Source organism: Candidatus Kuenenia stuttgartiensis, assembly GCF_900232105.1.
In the GTDB taxonomy this organism is placed as follows: Bacteria; Planctomycetota; Brocadiia; order Brocadiales; family Brocadiaceae; genus Kuenenia; species Kuenenia stuttgartiensis_A.
Genome location: NZ_LT934425.1, coordinates 2,449,695 through 2,467,029, shown reverse-complemented (window position 1 = coordinate 2,467,029; position 17,335 = coordinate 2,449,695). Strand labels below are relative to the sequence as shown.

General features: G+C 41.7%; 22 protein-coding genes. 11 read left to right on the top strand and 11 right to left on the bottom strand.

Features of this window, described 5'->3' with window-relative positions:
- Positions 1 to 13 precede the first annotated feature (13 nt).
- The 11 genes from KSMBR1_RS20995 to atpD all read right to left on the bottom strand — a co-directional run bounded on the left by KSMBR1_RS20995 (position 14) and on the right by atpD (position 8,646).
- Positions 14 to 160, bottom strand: a complete 147-nt coding sequence (locus tag KSMBR1_RS20995) for a hypothetical protein (RefSeq protein WP_157820539.1) — start codon at positions 158 to 160, stop codon at positions 14 to 16.
- Positions 157 to 1,563, bottom strand: coding sequence for an MBL fold metallo-hydrolase RNA specificity domain-containing protein (locus tag KSMBR1_RS11345; protein WP_197705176.1), 1,407 nt, complete (start codon positions 1,561 to 1,563; stop codon positions 157 to 159). Before KSMBR1_RS11345 ends, KSMBR1_RS20995 begins: the two co-directional genes overlap by 4 nt.
- Positions 1,560 to 2,351: an LOG family protein gene (locus tag KSMBR1_RS11340; protein ID WP_099325437.1), complete on the bottom strand. Its 792-nt coding sequence runs from the start codon at positions 2,349 to 2,351 to the stop codon at positions 1,560 to 1,562. Before KSMBR1_RS11340 ends, KSMBR1_RS11345 begins: the two co-directional genes overlap by 4 nt.
- Positions 2,352 to 2,585: 234 nt before the next feature.
- Positions 2,586 to 3,425 (bottom strand): F0F1 ATP synthase subunit gamma, encoded by an 840-nt coding sequence (locus KSMBR1_RS11335; protein ID WP_099325436.1) that lies wholly within the window; start codon positions 3,423 to 3,425, stop codon positions 2,586 to 2,588.
- A gap of 2 nt (positions 3,426 to 3,427) precedes the next feature.
- Positions 3,428 to 4,924, bottom strand: coding sequence for a F0F1 ATP synthase subunit alpha (locus tag KSMBR1_RS11330; protein WP_099325435.1), 1,497 nt, complete (start codon positions 4,922 to 4,924; stop codon positions 3,428 to 3,430).
- Positions 4,925 to 5,665 (bottom strand): F0F1 ATP synthase subunit B, encoded by a 741-nt coding sequence (gene atpF / locus KSMBR1_RS11325; RefSeq protein ID WP_099325434.1) that lies wholly within the window; start codon positions 5,663 to 5,665, stop codon positions 4,925 to 4,927.
- Positions 5,662 to 5,928, bottom strand: coding sequence for an ATP synthase F0 subunit C (atpE, locus tag KSMBR1_RS11320; protein WP_099325433.1), 267 nt, complete (start codon positions 5,926 to 5,928; stop codon positions 5,662 to 5,664). Before atpE ends, atpF begins: the two co-directional genes overlap by 4 nt.
- Positions 5,929 to 5,940: 12 nt before the next feature.
- Positions 5,941 to 6,606, bottom strand: a complete 666-nt coding sequence (gene atpB, locus KSMBR1_RS11315) for a F0F1 ATP synthase subunit A (RefSeq protein WP_099325432.1) — start codon at positions 6,604 to 6,606, stop codon at positions 5,941 to 5,943.
- Positions 6,603 to 6,881, bottom strand: coding sequence for an AtpZ/AtpI family protein (locus tag KSMBR1_RS11310; RefSeq protein WP_099325431.1), 279 nt, complete (start codon positions 6,879 to 6,881; stop codon positions 6,603 to 6,605). The genes atpB and KSMBR1_RS11310 overlap by 4 nt, the downstream gene beginning before the upstream one ends.
- On the bottom strand, positions 6,881 to 7,285 hold the full coding sequence (locus tag KSMBR1_RS11305; RefSeq protein WP_099325430.1) for a FoF1 ATP synthase subunit delta/epsilon: 405 nt from the start codon (positions 7,283 to 7,285) through the stop codon (positions 6,881 to 6,883). The genes KSMBR1_RS11310 and KSMBR1_RS11305 overlap by 1 nt, the downstream gene beginning before the upstream one ends.
- Entirely contained in the window at positions 7,282 to 8,646 is a 1,365-nt protein-coding gene (gene atpD / locus KSMBR1_RS11300) for a F0F1 ATP synthase subunit beta (RefSeq protein WP_099325429.1), read from the bottom strand. Before atpD ends, KSMBR1_RS11305 begins: the two co-directional genes overlap by 4 nt.
- 1,517 nt (positions 8,647 to 10,163) lie before the next feature.
- Here atpD and aroB point away from each other — a divergent pair.
- The 11 genes from aroB to KSMBR1_RS11245 all read left to right on the top strand — a co-directional run bounded on the left by aroB (position 10,164) and on the right by KSMBR1_RS11245 (position 17,310).
- Positions 10,164 to 11,252, top strand: a complete 1,089-nt coding sequence (gene aroB, locus KSMBR1_RS11295; protein WP_099325428.1) for a 3-dehydroquinate synthase — start codon at positions 10,164 to 10,166, stop codon at positions 11,250 to 11,252.
- A gap of 114 nt (positions 11,253 to 11,366) precedes the next feature.
- Positions 11,367 to 12,425 carry a DNA-processing protein DprA gene (gene dprA, locus KSMBR1_RS11290; RefSeq protein ID WP_099325427.1) on the top strand — a complete coding sequence of 353 codons (1,059 nt, stop codon included), beginning with the start codon at positions 11,367 to 11,369 and terminating at the stop codon, positions 12,423 to 12,425.
- A gap of 540 nt (positions 12,426 to 12,965) precedes the next feature.
- Positions 12,966 to 13,415 (top strand): Hsp20/alpha crystallin family protein, encoded by a 450-nt coding sequence (locus KSMBR1_RS11285; RefSeq protein ID WP_099325426.1) that lies wholly within the window; start codon positions 12,966 to 12,968, stop codon positions 13,413 to 13,415.
- A gap of 20 nt (positions 13,416 to 13,435) precedes the next feature.
- Positions 13,436 to 13,840 carry an Hsp20/alpha crystallin family protein gene (locus tag KSMBR1_RS11280; RefSeq protein ID WP_099325425.1) on the top strand — a complete coding sequence of 135 codons (405 nt, stop codon included), beginning with the start codon at positions 13,436 to 13,438 and terminating at the stop codon, positions 13,838 to 13,840.
- Positions 13,841 to 13,926: 86 nt separating this feature from the next.
- Positions 13,927 to 14,103 carry a 4Fe-4S binding protein gene (locus tag KSMBR1_RS23455; protein WP_099325424.1) on the top strand — a complete coding sequence of 59 codons (177 nt, stop codon included), beginning with the start codon at positions 13,927 to 13,929 and terminating at the stop codon, positions 14,101 to 14,103.
- A 379-nt stretch (positions 14,104 to 14,482) separates the two neighbouring features.
- Positions 14,483 to 14,848: a class II SORL domain-containing protein gene (locus KSMBR1_RS11270; protein WP_099325423.1), complete on the top strand. Its 366-nt coding sequence runs from the start codon at positions 14,483 to 14,485 to the stop codon at positions 14,846 to 14,848.
- A gap of 27 nt (positions 14,849 to 14,875) precedes the next feature.
- Positions 14,876 to 15,070: a hypothetical protein gene (locus tag KSMBR1_RS11265; RefSeq protein WP_099325422.1), complete on the top strand. Its 195-nt coding sequence runs from the start codon at positions 14,876 to 14,878 to the stop codon at positions 15,068 to 15,070.
- Between the two features lie 100 nt (positions 15,071 to 15,170).
- The gene (locus tag KSMBR1_RS11260; RefSeq protein WP_099325421.1) at positions 15,171 to 15,512 is read left to right on the top strand and encodes a c-type cytochrome; all 342 of its coding nucleotides are present in this window, start codon (positions 15,171 to 15,173) and stop codon (positions 15,510 to 15,512) included.
- Between the two features lie 111 nt (positions 15,513 to 15,623).
- Positions 15,624 to 15,830, top strand: coding sequence for a c-type cytochrome (locus KSMBR1_RS11255; protein WP_099325420.1), 207 nt, complete (start codon positions 15,624 to 15,626; stop codon positions 15,828 to 15,830).
- Positions 15,831 to 15,843: 13 nt separating this feature from the next.
- On the top strand, positions 15,844 to 15,930 hold the full coding sequence (locus tag KSMBR1_RS23450) for a c-type cytochrome (RefSeq protein WP_420886565.1): 87 nt from the start codon (positions 15,844 to 15,846) through the stop codon (positions 15,928 to 15,930).
- 276 nt (positions 15,931 to 16,206) lie between these two features.
- The gene (locus KSMBR1_RS11245) at positions 16,207 to 17,310 is read left to right on the top strand and encodes a 6-phosphofructokinase (RefSeq protein WP_099327037.1); all 1,104 of its coding nucleotides are present in this window, start codon (positions 16,207 to 16,209) and stop codon (positions 17,308 to 17,310) included.
- Positions 17,311 to 17,335: the final 25 nt, after the last annotated feature.

Here is a 17,335-nt window from a genome sequence, read left to right as displayed (position 1 = left end):
TATGTGTAACTTATTATATTGCGGTACTTATGAATAACTTGATGCTGGAAGAGCCACCATTCACAGCGAGGAGATATTTTTCTTCCGACTTCATAATGCATTGTTCTTCTACTTTAAAGTGCTTTGTATCTTCAGTGGGCATCTGCGAATCAATAATCATAGTTTTATTACGTCTCCAGGCCCTGGGATATCAACGGATTGGAAACCATGGTCACTAAGTTTCGTTTTCAAAGTCTCCTGAGATTTTGGTTCTCCATGCACAAGAATGACCTTCTCCAGATGCCCTTTACTTCGGAGGGCATCAGCGAAGCGAAGCAATCCATTCTGATCTGCGTGGCCGGAAAAACCGTTCAGAACAACCACTTCGGCTTCGAGGCGGCGCATGACTCCATAAATTTTAACTTCAGGCCGCTTTTCCACCAATCTTCTCCCTAAGGTGTGTTCTGCCTGATATCCAACGATAATAACGGTGTTCCTGGCGTCCCCGATCGTGGCAGCAAGATGATGCAGGATTCTGCCACCTTCGCACATACCGCTTGCTGAAATTACAATGGAGGGCTCGGTAGACGAAGAGATTTTCTTTGAGTCTTCGACACTTGAAATATACTTTAGACCTGGAAATTCAAAGGGCGAATTCTCACTATGAAGTAGAGCGAAGGCCTCCGTGTCGTAACACTCCGGGTGCAGTTTGAAGACGTCCGTCAGTTTCACGGTGAGAGGAGAATCAATGTATACCGGAATTGAAGGAATCCGCTTTTGGTCATGGAGTTTCTTGAGTGCATAGATGATCTCCTGGGCACGTTCCAGAGCAAAGGATGGAATGACAATTTTCCCGCCCTTTTTACCGGTGCGATTAATCACTTCAGCCAGTGCCTCAATCGTCAATTCAATAGGAGCGTGAAGTCGGTCTCCATAGGTGCTTTCCGTCAGGAGACATGAAATCCCATCTGGAATTTCCGGGTCCCGCAAAATGGGAAGATGCTTGCGGCCTAAGTCACCCGTAAAAGCGAGACGCACTTTTTGACCATCGTCTTCGACATCGATAACGGATATAGCGCTTCCCAATACATGGCCTGCATCGAAAAATGACAATGAAATGCCTGGGGCAATGGTCTGTTTTCTATGGTAGGGAATTCCTATAAACTGCGACAGCGTGCCGGCCACATCTCTTTCGCCATAAAGAGGTTCGACGGGATCGAGATGCTTAGCGCCGCGTGATATGAGTTTTTGAATGTGTTCGGCATCACCCTTCATGATCCATGCTGTATCCATCAACATGGGCGAGCAAAGATCCCGAGTGGCTGGAGTAGCGTAGATAGGGCCTCGATAGCCATTTTTGAAAATGCATGGCAGAGCGCCCGAATGGTCGATATGGGCATGGGATAATACGATGGCATCGAGCTGTTTACCATCTATAGAGAAATTTCGGTTTTTCTCGTCGGCCTCCTTGCGATGGCCTTGGAACAAACCGCAGTCCAGCAATACAGATGCGCGTGATGTGCGGATCAAATGTTTAGATCCGGTGACGGTCTTCGCTGCGCCTATAAATTCCAGTTCTATCATCGTGCATCCTCCTTAATTCGACATTTTGAAAACTTCGCCTTAGCGATCGCGGGGCAAACCGCTTCTTTTTCTTTCGGCAGGCGATTTTTGAGCAGTTCAAATGCTGTTTGAACATCGTCTACGTGATGAATAAGATTTAAGTCTTTCCTGTCGATCATCCCATGCTTCACGAGCGAATCGAAATTGATCACTTCTTTCCAATACTCCGAGCCGTAGAGAAAAATGAGAATGTCCCGGTCAAGCTTTTGCGTCTGAGCCAGTGTTAGCATCTCCATAAACTCATCCAGCGTCCCGAATCCCCCAGGAAACACAATGAGTGCCCGTGCCAAATGCGTAAACCATAGTTTGCGCATGAAAAAGTAGTGAAACTCAAATAAGAGCGATGGGGTGACGTAAGGGTTAGGGCGCTGTTCGTGAGGCAGACCTATGTTGAGTCCGATAGTGCTACCACCTGCATCCACAGCGCCTCGATTTGCCGCTTCCATAATGCCGCCGCCTCCACCGGTACAGATCACAAATCGCCTTGAACCGGAAAGGCCGCATGACCATTCGGTCAGAAGCTGCGCCAACAGGCGAGCATCTTTGTAGTACTGTCCGAGCGCCCCGTCTTCCTTCATTCTTGCAGATCCGAAAAAAACAATTGTGTCCTGAATCCCTTCCCGCCGAAGCCGGTAAAGAGGTTCAAGGTACTCGGCCAGGATGCGAAGAGGCCTTCCGTCGTCGCTGTCTAGAAATATTTGATTATGATAAGCGGGTTCAGCAGCAATTGGTCTATCAGGGTGGTTCATAGTTCCTCCTTGGCTAGTATAGCGTTTCATTAAAAATCTACATTGATACCGTCATTGTGAGCAACAGCTAAGCAATCTTAAGTCCTTTTGGAACAAGAGATTGCTTAGTCGCTCCACTCATCGCAATGACATTTTTTTACGTACGCATTTTAACGAAACGATGTACCAGATAGAAAGCAGAATAAATATTTATTTCAAAAAATAAAATGGTTTTTACAACAGACTCTCTTCGTATCACTTATAGAACATCCCGCTTCCCAGTATCTCAAGCATCTCTTCCGTAATTTCTTCCTGTCTGGTGTACATCTGAACAGAATTAAGGTTCGAGAGCTGTCTTTTTAAAGTTTCTGATGCGCCGTCCATGCTTCTCAGCCGATACCAGTTCTCGCTTCTGAGCGACTCCATATAACATCGGTAAAGACTGATAAATAAAAATTCTTCTAAGATTTTATTAAAAATAATCTTTGGTTTAAGGTAGGTAAACGGTGGAATTCTGGTTGGGCTTAAAGCGTTTACTTTATTAATATCAGGAGGGAGGATTTGTTCCACAGAAATTTCAGCCTTTTTTTCAAAAATATAGGTAAAGACAAAGGTAAGCTTATAGTATTCCTCCTTTTTGTAAATATTCATTATTTTCGAAACAGTCTCTTTTAAAGCTGGCCGTATACCGTTAATGCTCGCTACGGAATCGCTGTAATCTTCATAAGGTACATGTTTTAATTCAAAAGACGATTTTAATCTCTTCCCTATAACAAACAGGATATCATTGCCGGTAATTACAGAAGAAACGACATCAACCATTTTTTCATTAAAGGAACCACATAACCCCTGCGAGGAACCGAAGACCACGAGAATTTTTTTCCCTTTACTTTGTTCCTTCAATGAAATTCCAGGATAATGCGTTATGATATCGGCCATTGCCAAAAGCATATTTTTTTCATATGCCCTTATATTCTGAACAAGATCCTCTGTTCTCCTCATTGTGACTCCGGCATATGCTTTCATAACACCGACTATGTCTCCAATGATATATGATGCCCGTATCTTTTTTTCGATATCTAAGGAAGAAAGCATATTTATACCTTTTCCTTTGCGATAAAATCTTTTAATGTTCCTAAGTCTGTTTTCCCGAGCAATCCATCCTGAATAATACGATTTATAATTTCCGGGAATGCAGGCGTAATCTTTTTAATTATTTCATCACACACTTTTCTTACCGATGGAATTGTTACATTATCAAGTATTCCAGATTCTATAATGATGAAGCTTAATACTTCATGTTCAAGGGTGAATGGATGGAACTGCGGCTGTTTAAGGATTTCCCTTAACCGTTCTCCGCGTCTGATGAGTTTTGCGGTTTCTTCCTCTAAATGCGCCCCGAATTTCGTAAATACCTCCACCTCAATGAATCTTGAATAGTCTATTTTCAGCCTGTCGGCTACGGCTTTCATCGCTTCTACCTGGGCCTTCCCCCCTATTCTTGATACCGATTTGCCGACGTCCACCGCCGGTCGAATACCTTTGTTAAACAGTAATGTATCTAAATATATCTGCCCGTCTGTTATCGAGATAAGATTTGTGGGGATATATGACGATATCCTGCCTTGCTGGGTTTCCACTATTGGAAGGGCGGTGATGGAACCTCCACCGTTCTTTTGATTCAGTTTTGCAGACCTTTCGAGGAGTCTTGAGTGTATAAAAAATATATCTCCAGGATATGCCTCTCTACCAGGAGGTCTCTTTAATAAAAGGCTTAACGAGCGATACGCATCGGCATGTTTCGTAAGATCGTCGTAAACGATTAAGACGTCTTTACCCTTGTAGAGGAAATACTCGGCTATGGCGGTGGCGCTGTAAGGTGCAATAAATTGGAGACCCAGAGAGTTTGAAGCATCGGCAATTACGAATATAGTCCTCGAGAAATCACCGTATTTTTTTATTTCTTCAATGATTTTTAATACGTGAGACTTTTTCTGTCCAATGACTACATAAATAGAAATTACACGGGAGTTTTTTTGATTGATGACGGTATCAATAGCAATGGATGACTTCCCTGTTGAGGGATCTCCGATAATCAATTCTCGTTGTCCCTTACCTATGGCAAGCATAGAGTCAATAACTTTAATACCCGTATAAAGAGGTTCGGTAATAAAGTCTCTTTGCAGCAAAGAAGGGGCATCCCGTTCTACCGGACAGGACAGACATTCTTTCAATTCCGGCCCATTATCAATGGGATTTCCAAGGGCGCCCAGCACCCTTCCCAGAAGCCCTTCAGTTGCATTTACCGAGGCAATCCTATCAGTTTTGTACGCCGTATCACCGGCCCGTATCCCATTGCGCCCGGTAAGCAACACTACTGCTATACTATCAACACCGAGATCAAATGATATCCCCTCATCGCCACTTTCAAACAGTATAAGTTCGTAGAGTTTTGCATCTCTCAAACCGGCAATATGTACAATACCATCCCCTACAGATAGTACCTTTCCCTCTTCAGTGAACCCAATAGAGAATCTGCTGGTTTTGGCTTTTTCTCTTATTTTTTCAAAAAAAGCCGTTAGTTCTTTTTCCATTTACCTGGTTTCTCTGAGCTGTGAAGCAAGTGCATTTACCTGGCCTGCCAGTGAGGAATCGTAAATCATATCGTAGACCTTTATCCTTACTCCTGCGATAAGAGTCTCATCAATGGTCGTATTCATTTTTACTTTTTTTGCAAGCTGTGATTCAAGTGTTTCTTTAAATGTTTTTACATCATCCAGAGGTAATGGGTATGCGGTAAAGAGTTCTATATTTAATATCTCCTCTTTTCCTTTTATTTTGGAAATATCAGAAACAATTTTCCCGTTCTCCTTCAAGAGCTTTCTAAATATAGACCTATGAAGCTCTTCGTCTGAAATGTCTTTTAAAAGATTTGAAGCGAAAACAGAGACCATCTCAAGGGTCTTATTTTTCAGTTCTAATTCTATCCTTATTTTTTCTGCATCAATCAAAGCCTTTTCTTTTTCGTTTATCTTGGCAGCCTCTTTATTTGCCTCATCGAGTAACTTACTCCTGTCTTTAAGGGCTTCTTCCCTCGTCTGTTCGAGCATTTGGCTTTGAAGTTCCTTTACCTTGTTCAATTCTTTCTGGTTTTTTTCCTTAAGTTCCAGCGCCTCTTTCTTTGTCTTTTCGGCATCCTCTACCGTTTTTGCTATAAGCCCTCTTCGTTTTTCAATAATTTCACGTATGGGCTTGTACAGTATCCTTCTAAGGATATAGAGCAAAACAACAAAGTTTATTATCTGAAATAAAAGTGTCCAGATATTGAATTTCATTTTAAAATATACCCGATAAGAGGATTTGCAAAAAGGACAATCAAAGCGATAACAAATGCGTATATGGCAATGGATTCAATCAGCGCCATTCCGACAAAAAGCACCCTCATAATTTTGTCGGACGCCTCAGGCTGTCTTGCTGTGGCGTCAAGGGCCTCGGTAAGGGCATTTCCAAGCGCTTTTGCCGGCCCGTAACCACCGATAGCCATTACAAAGGCCGCTGCCAGTATCGAAACAGAAATAACTACGGTTTTGGCGTCCATATAAGCCTCCTATTAAGATTTTGTTTTAATGCCACCGGCTATAAATACAAGCGTTAAAACACCAAATATATATGCCTGTATAATACCAATAATTATGTGGAGCAGGCTAAACGGAATCGGTACCAGCAACCCAACGATACCGAGAAGTATTATGGCAATCATATCGCCGCTTAACATATTCCCAAAAAGCCTTACGGCAAGCGCAACCGTTCTTGTAACCTCTGCTATAAGGTGGAACGGGAGCAATATCCATGTTGGTTCTTTATAGTGTAAAAGATATCCTTTAAACCCTTGTGTTGCAATACCAATAACGTGAGTCATGGAAAAAGATATTAACGCAAACGCAAGGGTTGTATTGAGGTCTGCGGTAGGCGTCTTCAATCCTGGTATCAGACCGGCCATATTGGAGAAACCAATAAGTATCCAAATGGTACCCAATATAGGAACAACCAGCCACGGATTCAATGGCAGGACATCTTTTATCGTTTTTTCCATGAACTCAAAGATAGCCTCTAACACCTCCTGGAAAAAGGATGGCTTTATGGAGAGTTTCCTTGTAGAAAGATAGCAGATTGTTATTATAGCCGCCATGACAAACCATGTGGTAGTAACTGTGTCTGTAACCTGAACACGACCAATTGAAAAAATTGTTTCCGGAAAAACATTAAATACCTTCATTGCCGATGTTTCCTAACGAACAAATACCAGACATTATAAACACCAACGGCTATGCCAATCATAAGAAGTGTTATTGTCCACGAAATGCCTTCCCCGTGTATTTTTTTGTCCAGATACCTTCCCAGATAAGCCCCTCCAACTACCGGGATAACGAAAGTCCATCCACCAACGCCAAGAACATTGGCATAGCGCCAGAAGTTTGATTTCTCCTTTCGGGCACTCAGTAGTTCTTTCGCAGATCTCTCTATATCCATTGAAAATTTTTTATCTTCCATCAAAGGCTTCCTTTTACCAATTTTATAGTCTTTTCCATAAATGACCTTTCGATCCCCTCAAACATCTCACGAAAAGCCATCTCAGATTTGTCTCTTTTAGCAAGGTTGGTTTCAATGATTTCTGCAAGTTCTTCAGCATTGTCATTTTCGAATACCTCCCTGGACGTGATGGTCACGATTCCTTCCCTTACGCTTACTATTCCTTCATCAACTGCAAGAAAAACTTCCTTGCCATTAACATCTGTATAATAGCAAAGAGAGGGTACTGTGACGGTTAAGAAATTCGTGTGACCCTTTAAAATACCAAAAAAGCCTGTCTCATCTTTCAACCTGATATAGGTTATGTTTTTTTCCATGATCTTTGTGGGAGTTACAATATTTAATTTAAAAGACGAATTGCTCACCGTATCTCCTCAATGTCTCCGATCATAAAAAATGCATTTTCAGGGACATCGTCCATTTTCCCCGATAGTATTGTTTCGCAACCGTCAAGGGTCTTACCGACAGGCACATGCTTCCCCTCTCTGCCAGTAAATTCCTTTGTAAGGAAAAATGGCTGTGTGAGGAACATCTCGAGTTTCCTTGCCCGCTTAACAATGAGCCTGTCAGACGGAGAAAGCTCTTCTATGCCCAGCATAGCAATAATATCAAGGAGTTCCTTATACCGGGAAAGGTGCTCCGTTACAGACCTTGAGATTTGATAATGTCTCTCTCCAACATCTTCAGGGCTAAGTAATTTTGAGGTAGAAAGGAGTGGATCAATGGCAGGATAAAGCCCTTTTGATGCTATTTCACGGGAAAGAACAACTGTCGTATCAAGATGGGGGAATACGTTCGCAACGGCGGGGTCTGTTATATCATCAGCCGGCACGTATATCGCCTGTACAGAAGTAATAGAACCCCTTTGAGTTGACACAATCCTTTCCTCCACTTCGGCAAGCTCAGAAAGAAGTGTAGGCTGGTAACCTACCCGAGAGGAAAGCCTTCCCAAAAGGACAGAGACCTCGTTGCCTGCCTGAATAAAACGATAGACATTATCCATTAAGAAAAGTATATCACTTCCCAATTCATCCCTGAAGAATTCCGCCAGGGTAATTGCCGTTAACGGCACCCGAAACCGAATCCCAGGGGATTCACACATCTGGCCGAATACGAGTATTGCGTTGCTTAAGATATCCTGCCTTTCCATTTCTCTCCAGAGTTCATGCCCTTCCCTCATTCTTTCTCCAACACCGCAAAATATGGATATCCCTGAATAAACCTTCACCACCTTGTAAATGAATTCCATAAGCAACACGGTTTTCCCAACCCCCGCACCGCCAAAAAGACCAATTTTGCCTCCTTTGGGAAAAGGCGAAAGTAGGTCTATTATCTTTATACCAGTCTCCAGTATACCTGAAGCAGGTATCTGTTCTTGTAAACCTGGAGGTGGTTTATGAATGGGTATCAAGGTATGGTCTTCAACCGGGGGTTTCCCATCTATCGGCTCACCAAAGATGTTAAACGCCCTTCCCAGACAATTCTTACTTACCGGGATTTTGAGCGAACTGCCTGAAGGGACAACTGCCATGCCCCTTTTCAGGCCCTGTGTGAATCCAAGCGCAATAGCTTTTACCATTGTGCTGCTTATGTGGTCATGTACCTCAAGGATGATATGTGACCCATCCGTTTTCTTTACAACGAGGGAATCGTATATATTGGGGAGTCCCCCGCTGAACTCAATTTCTACAACATCGCCATGAATAGCCGCTATGATACCTTCCATAATTATCTCTATTGCTTATCTGTCTTACTCATGTTACAAAAAATTATACTTTGGCGCTATGTTAGGTTTCGAAAATTATCCAAAAATTTGTAACACTTTAGTTTTTTGAAAAATTCCCGTGATAGAAAAAATATCATGTAGCCCCGTCAGGGGCGGTCTGTTTGTAGCACGATAAAATTCAATAGGGTAAATAGCTCCGTAGGAGCGGCCTGTCCGTATTCAGGTAGACCTGTTTATATGGATTTTTACAAGAGACAGGTCGCTCCTAATTGCAGAGACAGGTTTCAAGCCTGTCTCTGCGATCTGTTATAATATTCTATTTTGCTACAAACAGGCTGCTCCTACGGAGCTTATAGGTAATACATTTTTCAAAAAACTAAAGTGTTACCAAAAATTTTCATATTCTGACAGGAATTAATGACTTTTCTTGTTCCATGAGGGAAATTTTAAGCAATATCCGTTGAATTCAAGAAGTCATTAATATCACAGGAGTAAAGCAGATAAGCAATTTTTCCCTTGTCTTTAAAGGTCGATACACCATTATGTTATTACCTTACTCTTCGAACTCATTTTTTGCAATAAGTATTCTATAAACATTACTTTGTTAAAATAATATGCAAAACTATCTTAATTGCCGCTATTTAAAAGGATTTATGTTTTGAAAGATTCTTGATTAATTACCATACAAAATTAAGTATGACGCCGAACGTGAAGACATGCAAAACATATTACTTTACGAACGGTTTCAATGGTTTTTAACAAAGTAATGTATTTGACTATTCCTTAATTTTTGCGTAATTTCCTCTGTTTTTGTCTTTTACGTATTGGATCATTGTGCGAGCTTCATTTTCCACTCTCTGAAAATCTACAGATTTACTTATGCCATAGGCTATGTAGTTCCAGAGTATATTAAAAGCTTGGGAATATGCCGAGATTATATTGTTTATAATGGAATCTCTTGCTGTGGTGGTGTTTTGGTTTTGTTGTATATTTGCCGGGTCGAAAATTAATGTATAATAAAATAGGCTATTCCGTCAACAAGGATTTAACGTCCATGAATTTCAAACTAGTACATCGTTTCGTTAAAATGTGTACGTAAAAAAATGTCATTGCGAGGAGTGGAACGACGAAGCAATCTCTTGTTCCCAAAAGACTTAAGATTGCTTCGCTGTCGCTCGCAATGACGGTATCAATGTAGATATTTTAATGAAACGCTATACTAGTCACAAAATCATCAAGCTTTTTAATTTGTACCTTGAAGTCTTCGTGACGTAAGAAAACTGCTGAAGGTCTAAATGAAGGTAAAGCCTTGTTGCAGAATTTGGCAAAAAATGGTAGTCTCTTCAAGGGATAAGAGACTTGAGAATTGGCGACAGTCTCGTTTTTTTTAAAATCCAGGGGACATATAAGAAACAAATGAAAAGGCTTTAAGATGCTGCACAAATACCTGCATACCCAGGGCAAAATGGTGATCTATCCTCTTACCGACACAAACCTTAAAAAATGGACAAAAATGTATGAAGACTATTCATGTAAATCTTTCCGCAGATAGTTACAATATTTACATAGGAAAAGATATCCTTGCGAAAGTAGGGGAGATTGTCGCAAAAGACAAAGAACCATGCAAAATGCTCTTAATAACCGACGAAAACATAGAAAAAATCTATGGAGACGTGGTTGCAGAAAGTTTCCGACAGAACAATTTTGATGTAAAATTACTTTCCTTACCGCCGGGAGAAGAACAAAAAAATATCGAAAATGCATTATTGCTTTACGACAACTGCTTTGCCCATAAACTTGACAGAAAATCCCTCATCGTAGCCCTTGGAGGAGGCGTTGTCGGGGATTTAAGCGGTTTTATTGCAGCAACCTTTATGCGCGGCATTCCTTATATACAAATTCCCACCTCGCTGCTTGCGCAAGTTGATAGCAGCATCGGCGGAAAGGTAGCCGTCAATCACCCGAAAGGGAAAAACATGATCGGGTGTTTTTATCAGCCAAAGGCAGTATTCATAGACACAAACACGCTTTCTTCCCTCCCGTCGAAAGAAATGGTTGCCGGAATCGCTGAGGTTATTAAATACGGCGTTATAAGGGATGCGGAATTATTTGCGTTTATGGAAAAATCAATGGATGCTATTCTTCAATTACAAGATGAAGCATTGCTTAAAATTATTGCCACGTCGTGTCAGATAAAGGCCAATGTTGTAGAACAGGACGAAAAGGAGAAAGATCTTCGCGCCATTTTAAATTATGGACACACCATAGGCCATGCCATAGAAACGGTTACCCATTACAAACAATATCGTCACGGAGAAGCCGTTGCCATAGGCATGCTTTATGCCACAAAAATAGCAATTGAACTTGGCATCGCGGATACCTCCGTTTTCGACCGGCAGCTATCCATAATGAAAAACCTGGGCTTATCCATTCAAACCGGACTGAAATCAGAGGATATTATAAAGGCGCTGTACACTGACAAGAAAACGGTCTCCGGAAGACTCCGTTTTGTGCTCCCTACAAAAATCGGCGAGGTTATTATCTCTGATAAAGTAAATGATGAAATGCTCTACCGCGTATTAGATAAACCCCTTTTAGCCTTCTAACCATGGACTCGAAAAAACATCACCCGCAATGCGTGCCGGGTATTTTGGTTTTTCGATGGAGTATGTTTCTTTTAAAAACCTTATCATTCCCTTTCTTTATAAAGGATAAGCAACTTGACTGAATTTGAAGCCATTCTGCGCCTTCATATGACAAAGGGCATCGGGGCGAGGACATACCAGACACTTGTCGAAAGATTTGGTTCTATCGCCGGGGTATTTCAGGCGGTGAAACCCGAATTGGAAAAGTTACCCGGCATAGGCGGGAAAATAGCAAACGCAATACTGGAAGAATCGCAACGCGTTGATATACACCAGGAAATTGATTTAGCAGAAAAAAACAATATAAAAATTATCCCCTATACAAGCGCCGATTATCCGCAACACCTGAAGAATCTTTACGATCCCCCTCTAGTCCTTTACGTAAAAGGCAATTTGCTGGAAACGGATCTTATAGCCCTTGCGATTGTTGGATCGAGACGCTGCACCTATTACGGGCTGTCACAGGCAGAACGGTTTGCCCGCCAACTGGCGCAAAAAGGTTTCTGCATAATAAGCGGGATGGCACGCGGAATAGACACAGCAGCCCACAAGGGAGCGATCAGCTCAAATGGAAGAACGATAGCCGTTCTTGGCTGCGGATTAGGGACAGTCTATCCCAAAGAAAACACCGTATTATCAGAAAACATAATACAGCATGGCGCACTCATCTCGGAATTCCCGATAAACACGCCTCCTGACTATCGGAATTTCCCGCCGCGCAACAGAATTATCAGCGGTTTATCGCTTGGCGTACTGGTTATCGAGTCAACGCTGAAAAGCGGCTCCCTCATCACTGCTCAATGGGCATTGGAACAAGGAAAGGAGGTCTTTGCATTGCCGGGAAACGTTGATAGTCTCTACAGCCAGGGCACAAACAAATTGATCAAAGAAGGCGCAAAACTAACGGAAGACATTACCGATATTATCCAGGAATTAGGGCATGTTGCAGATAGTTTATGCCCTGCCGGCGAAGATGCAGCCTTAAATGACCCAAGAGATTTATTGCTCAACTCACATGAGAAAAAGGTTTTTTCCCTTTTATCCAGCACTCCAATATATATTGATGAGATTATTCAATCCACCAAACTACCCAACATCTATTGTTTCAAGTACATTAATGATCCTCGAAATTAAAAAACTGGTAAAACAACTTTCAGGCAAACGGTTTGTTAAAGCCTGATTGCCTGCCAAATTCATTTGAATATACGTAATTTCTAAATAAGCTGATGTTTTTATAATAATTCCTATCTTTTAAATTGAACCTTTAAATTGGACCAGTGCACTGAGGATAAATAACGTTTGAGCTGATCCACCCTTTATTTTATCACTACCCAAAAGAGGGCATTGACGACGCTCAAAATATAAGGATAATATATAACGACGTGTACTGGTCTTTTCAGTGGCATTCTTATTGCGCTCTTAAAATATACAAGGAAAATAATTATTCCTTTTTCAAGCAATCTGTTTTCTGCATTTGCATTGCCGGGCGGTTGTAATCTTTTATTATTCCGGAACTAACGATTGTAAAACATTGCCAGCAATATAAACAATACGCTGTTATGGAATGATATCTTGTCTAAAACGATAGATTGCGCAATCTATCGTTTTAGAAAAATCATATTGTTCCATGTTTTAATTTAACATTCATTTTTTTATTGGTAAGGGAGGGGTGTAATGAATTTAATTCGTTGGGAGAATACAGATCCTTTAGAAGGCTTTACTCATATTCAACGTGAAATGGGTGATTTGATTGATTTTCTCAGTTCCGGATCTAAGACGGAAGGATATGTGGGCGCAGAATTCCCCCAAATGGTGGTATCTATGAATAAAGATAACGTTATTGTAAGGGCAGAACTTCCTGGCATTAAGGTTATCGATCTGGACGTTCAGGTTGCGGATGATATTTTAACCATTAAGGGAGAGAGAAAACCAAACACGGGCGAAGGACATATAACTTATTTGCGCCGGGAAAGAAACTTCGGTACATTTGCCCGTTCTACTATGTTGCCGGAAAAAGTCGATGCAGAAAAAGTTGTGGCATCATACAAAAATGGTGTCCTAACCATCACATTGCCTAAGGCAGCAGAAAAAAAACCGAAACAAATTGAGATAAAAAAATCTTAAAGAAAAAGGAGATTTTTACAATGAGTAATACAGAGTACCCTGTCGTTAAAAAAAAGAAACTTGCGCCGGACAGATGTATTGTGACGGGAAAAGGCAATTGGTATTATCCCTTGTCGGATATTTATGAAACACCGGATAATTTCACAGTCGTAATAGATATGCCCGGGGTGGGAGCTAACAACATTACGGTAGATATGCAAAGCAATGAATTAATAGTTAATGGAGAAATCTCTCAGGAAGCATACACTGATGAGAAATTACTTTACAGCGAATACAATATAGGACATTATCACAGGCACTTTATCCTTTCGGATGCCGTAAACAGAGATAAAATCGAGGCAAAGATGTCTGATGGGATTTTAACGATAATACTCCCAAAGGCGGAGCATGTAAAACCACGAAAGATTCAGGTAAAGGAAGCATAAGAGAGATTCGCACCATTCGCGGGCAATATGAGAATCTGGCGTATGATTAAGCGCCAGGGGTATTAATTAACTATGGCTCAGAAACAATGATTATTGTGGAGAAAACTGAATGTGTTGGATGTGAAGAATGTTTATATGCATGCCCCCCCGCGGCAATTATCATGAATATGGACAAGGCAGAGATACTTCAACACAAATGTGATCAATGCGAACTGTGCATTAACGCATGTCCTGTAAAGGCAATAAAAAATGTACCGGAATAAGTTGGAAAAACAACCCTTTAGTGTTGTAGCAGTAATTTCTTGTAACAGTTCAGATTTTTGAAAAAGTAAAAACGCTCGTTCCCAAGCTCCGGCTTGGGAACGCAAGTGGCCTTGGAAGCTCCCGCTTCCCTTATGCTAAATTTCAATCCTAATCCTCCCCCCTTGCCCCCTCAAAGAGGGAGAATGTCCCCCGCTAGCGGGGAGTGTTAGGATAGTTGTCCCCCCTTGTAAGGGGTCGGGGGAGGATTTTATATTTTGTTTCGAATTTAGCATTTTCTTTTTGGTGCTTGTTTCGTTCTGGTTATGCCAGCGTATGGGTGAAATAATTGTAGCAATCATTTTTATTATTTTTAAAACCTGATTTATGGAGGGAAAAACTATGTCTGAACCTGGATTGTTCTGTCAAATAAACACTGCAGCGACCGGCCCGGCGGAGACTGTGAAAAAACATGTACCGGTAATAACATTGCCCGAAAAGGTAAAAGCGGGAGAACCATTTACCGTAACTATCAAAGTCGGTGAAGCCCCGCATGTGATGGAAAACGGGCATTTTATACAATTTATCGATTTATACTGCGGCCATATCTATCTTTCACGTGTGGATTTTACCGCAGTTATGACAAAGCCGGATATCTCTTTTTCCATTGTACTGCAACATGAAGGCTCCAGAACACTCAGGGCATTCAGCCGGTGCAATCTCCACGGTATATGGGAAGGTACGAGGGAAGTAAATGTAATGACATAATCTTTCTTTTCACAAGGAGTAATTATTATGATAAAGGTAAAAACATTTACTTCCACTCTGAAGATATTTCATGTTCATAATGAACTAGTTGAACTGGATAAGGAGGTGAACGATTTCTTACAACAAAACAATATTACAAAGGTAGTCTCGGTTTCTGACAGCACAACAAATACCGGCGGCGATACTATGGGAATAATACGTGTACTTGCTTATGAGTATTAAATACCGTGAATGAATCTATTCGCAGGATTATTCTAAAGACCGGTATTAAAAACGAATCGCTATTATTTATTCTATTGGTTTTTTTTCAGGAGAAGAAAAAATGAAGAACAAAAGCACTTTAACCCTTGCATTATTTTCCGTTACCATTGGCGCAAGCGCCTTTTTTTTCGGAACGTCTGTTTCAAAAGCCTCGAACATTGATGGTATGAAATTATATTTACAACACTGCAAAACCTGTCACGGCGTGGATGGAAACCCTACAGATCTTGGCGTAGGCCTGGGCGCCCGTAAATTTGCAGACGCTGAGTGGCAGGCAAAGACGAGTGATGAGCGAATAATTGAGCAGATAAATGAAGGCACGCCGGAAATGATGATGCCTTTCAAGGAAAAACTGACTCCCGGAAGAAGTGAAGGCTTTGGTGCCTGTTGTCAGAGGGTTTAAAAAGTAAGTTGTGCTGAAAATTTTTACACCGGGAAGAGGATACCATAATTATGGCACATAAGAAAACAAGTATGTTGAGAATCGTTTTTATCTTTTCAGCCTTATTTTTGCTTGCAGGTTCCGTCATTCCATTTTCCTTCCCGTGGGGAAGAAAAGGCCATAGACGCACGAAATCTTTTTGAATATCACTGTGCCAAGTGCCATGGATTGACAGGAGAAGCAAACAAAAGGGGAAAGGCATTAAAGGCGCCGGATTTATGTGATCCTGGATGGCAAAATTCAAAAACAGACGAAAGAAATTCTTCATTCCATCACTAACGGAAAGAACAAAATGCCGGCATGGAATGAAAGGCTGACACCTGAAGAAATTGAGGCCCTGGCCAGGTACGTGAGGAAATTATCAAAAAAGCAACGGTGATGAACGCCATTGCAGATTAAAAATTACCGTTAATAAATTTTTACGACTTTGTTCTCTTTTATGTTCATGTTTAGGAATTTTAATATTTTTAGTTAAACAATGAACAAACCCACCCCTCAATATCCTCCCAAGAGGGGACTTATCAAACTCTCCTTTTAGGAGGAGTTAGGGGTGGGTAAAAATGAATGTCGTTGGGTTTTTTGTCTTTTTAAAATACAACCTAATTTGCGAAAAAATGAAGGCGTGTTTTTTTTCCCACCGGGGGCAATATCTCTTATGTCACATAATGTAAAAAAGATTGGTGTGTTAACAGGTGGAGGAGATTGTCCCGGACTGAACGCAGTCATCAGGGCTATCGTGAAGTCCGCTGTCCAAAAACATGATATTGCCATAACAGGAATAGAAGATGGCTATGATGGGCTGATATTACCAAACAAAACAAGAGAGTTGACCCCATTTAACAGCAGGGGTATTCTTCATGTCGGGGGAACCATACTTGGCACTTCAAACCGGGCAAATCCATTTAAATATCGAATAACGGTAAACGGTAAAACGGAGATAAGAGACGTCTCCTCGGAAGTTATACAAAAAACAAAATCTCTGGAATTGGACGCCCTTATCGTTATTGGCGGGGACGGCTCGCTGAACATCGCATCTCATCTTTATGACATGGGCTGCCCGGTGGTAGGCGTACCCAAAACGATCGATAACGATATCCTCTTCACAGATGTCTCTTTCGGATTCAGTACAGCAGTACAGATTGCCACTGAAATGCTGGACCGTTTGCATACCACCGCAGAAAGCCACCACCGGGTGATGGTAATGGAGGTAATGGGAAGATATGCAGGATGGATCGCCGTGGCGTCCGGGATTGCAGGTGGCGCTGACGTAATACTCATCCCGGAAATACCCTATGATAAGGAAGAGATTTGCCAGAAAATTCTCCGCAGGCAGAAGAAAGGTTGCCGTTCCAGTATTGTTGTTGTATCGGAGGGTGCAAAAGAAATAGACGGCGCATTGTGCATTTTGCAGTCGGCAGAAGAAGGCGGGAGTGCGGAACGACTCGGGGGCGCTGGCGAAAAGGCTGGACTTTACATCAAAAATAACACCGGCATAGATGTGCGGGTCACAACGCTGGGGCACGTGCAAAGAGGCGGGACTCCCAATGCCACAGACCGGATACTCTCCACCAGATTTGGCGCCGCTGCGGTTAAGCTAATTATTAATAATCAGTTTGGACGCATGGTGTGTCTGAAAGGACAGGACATTGAATCTGTTCCGCTGAGCAGTGTGGCAGGCGGACAAAAAAAAGTGCCTACGGAAACAGGATTGGTAATAACGGCGGAGGAAATTGGCGTTAATTTCGGCAGAAAAGCGTAAAACCTGAAACCGTAGGGGCGAAGCA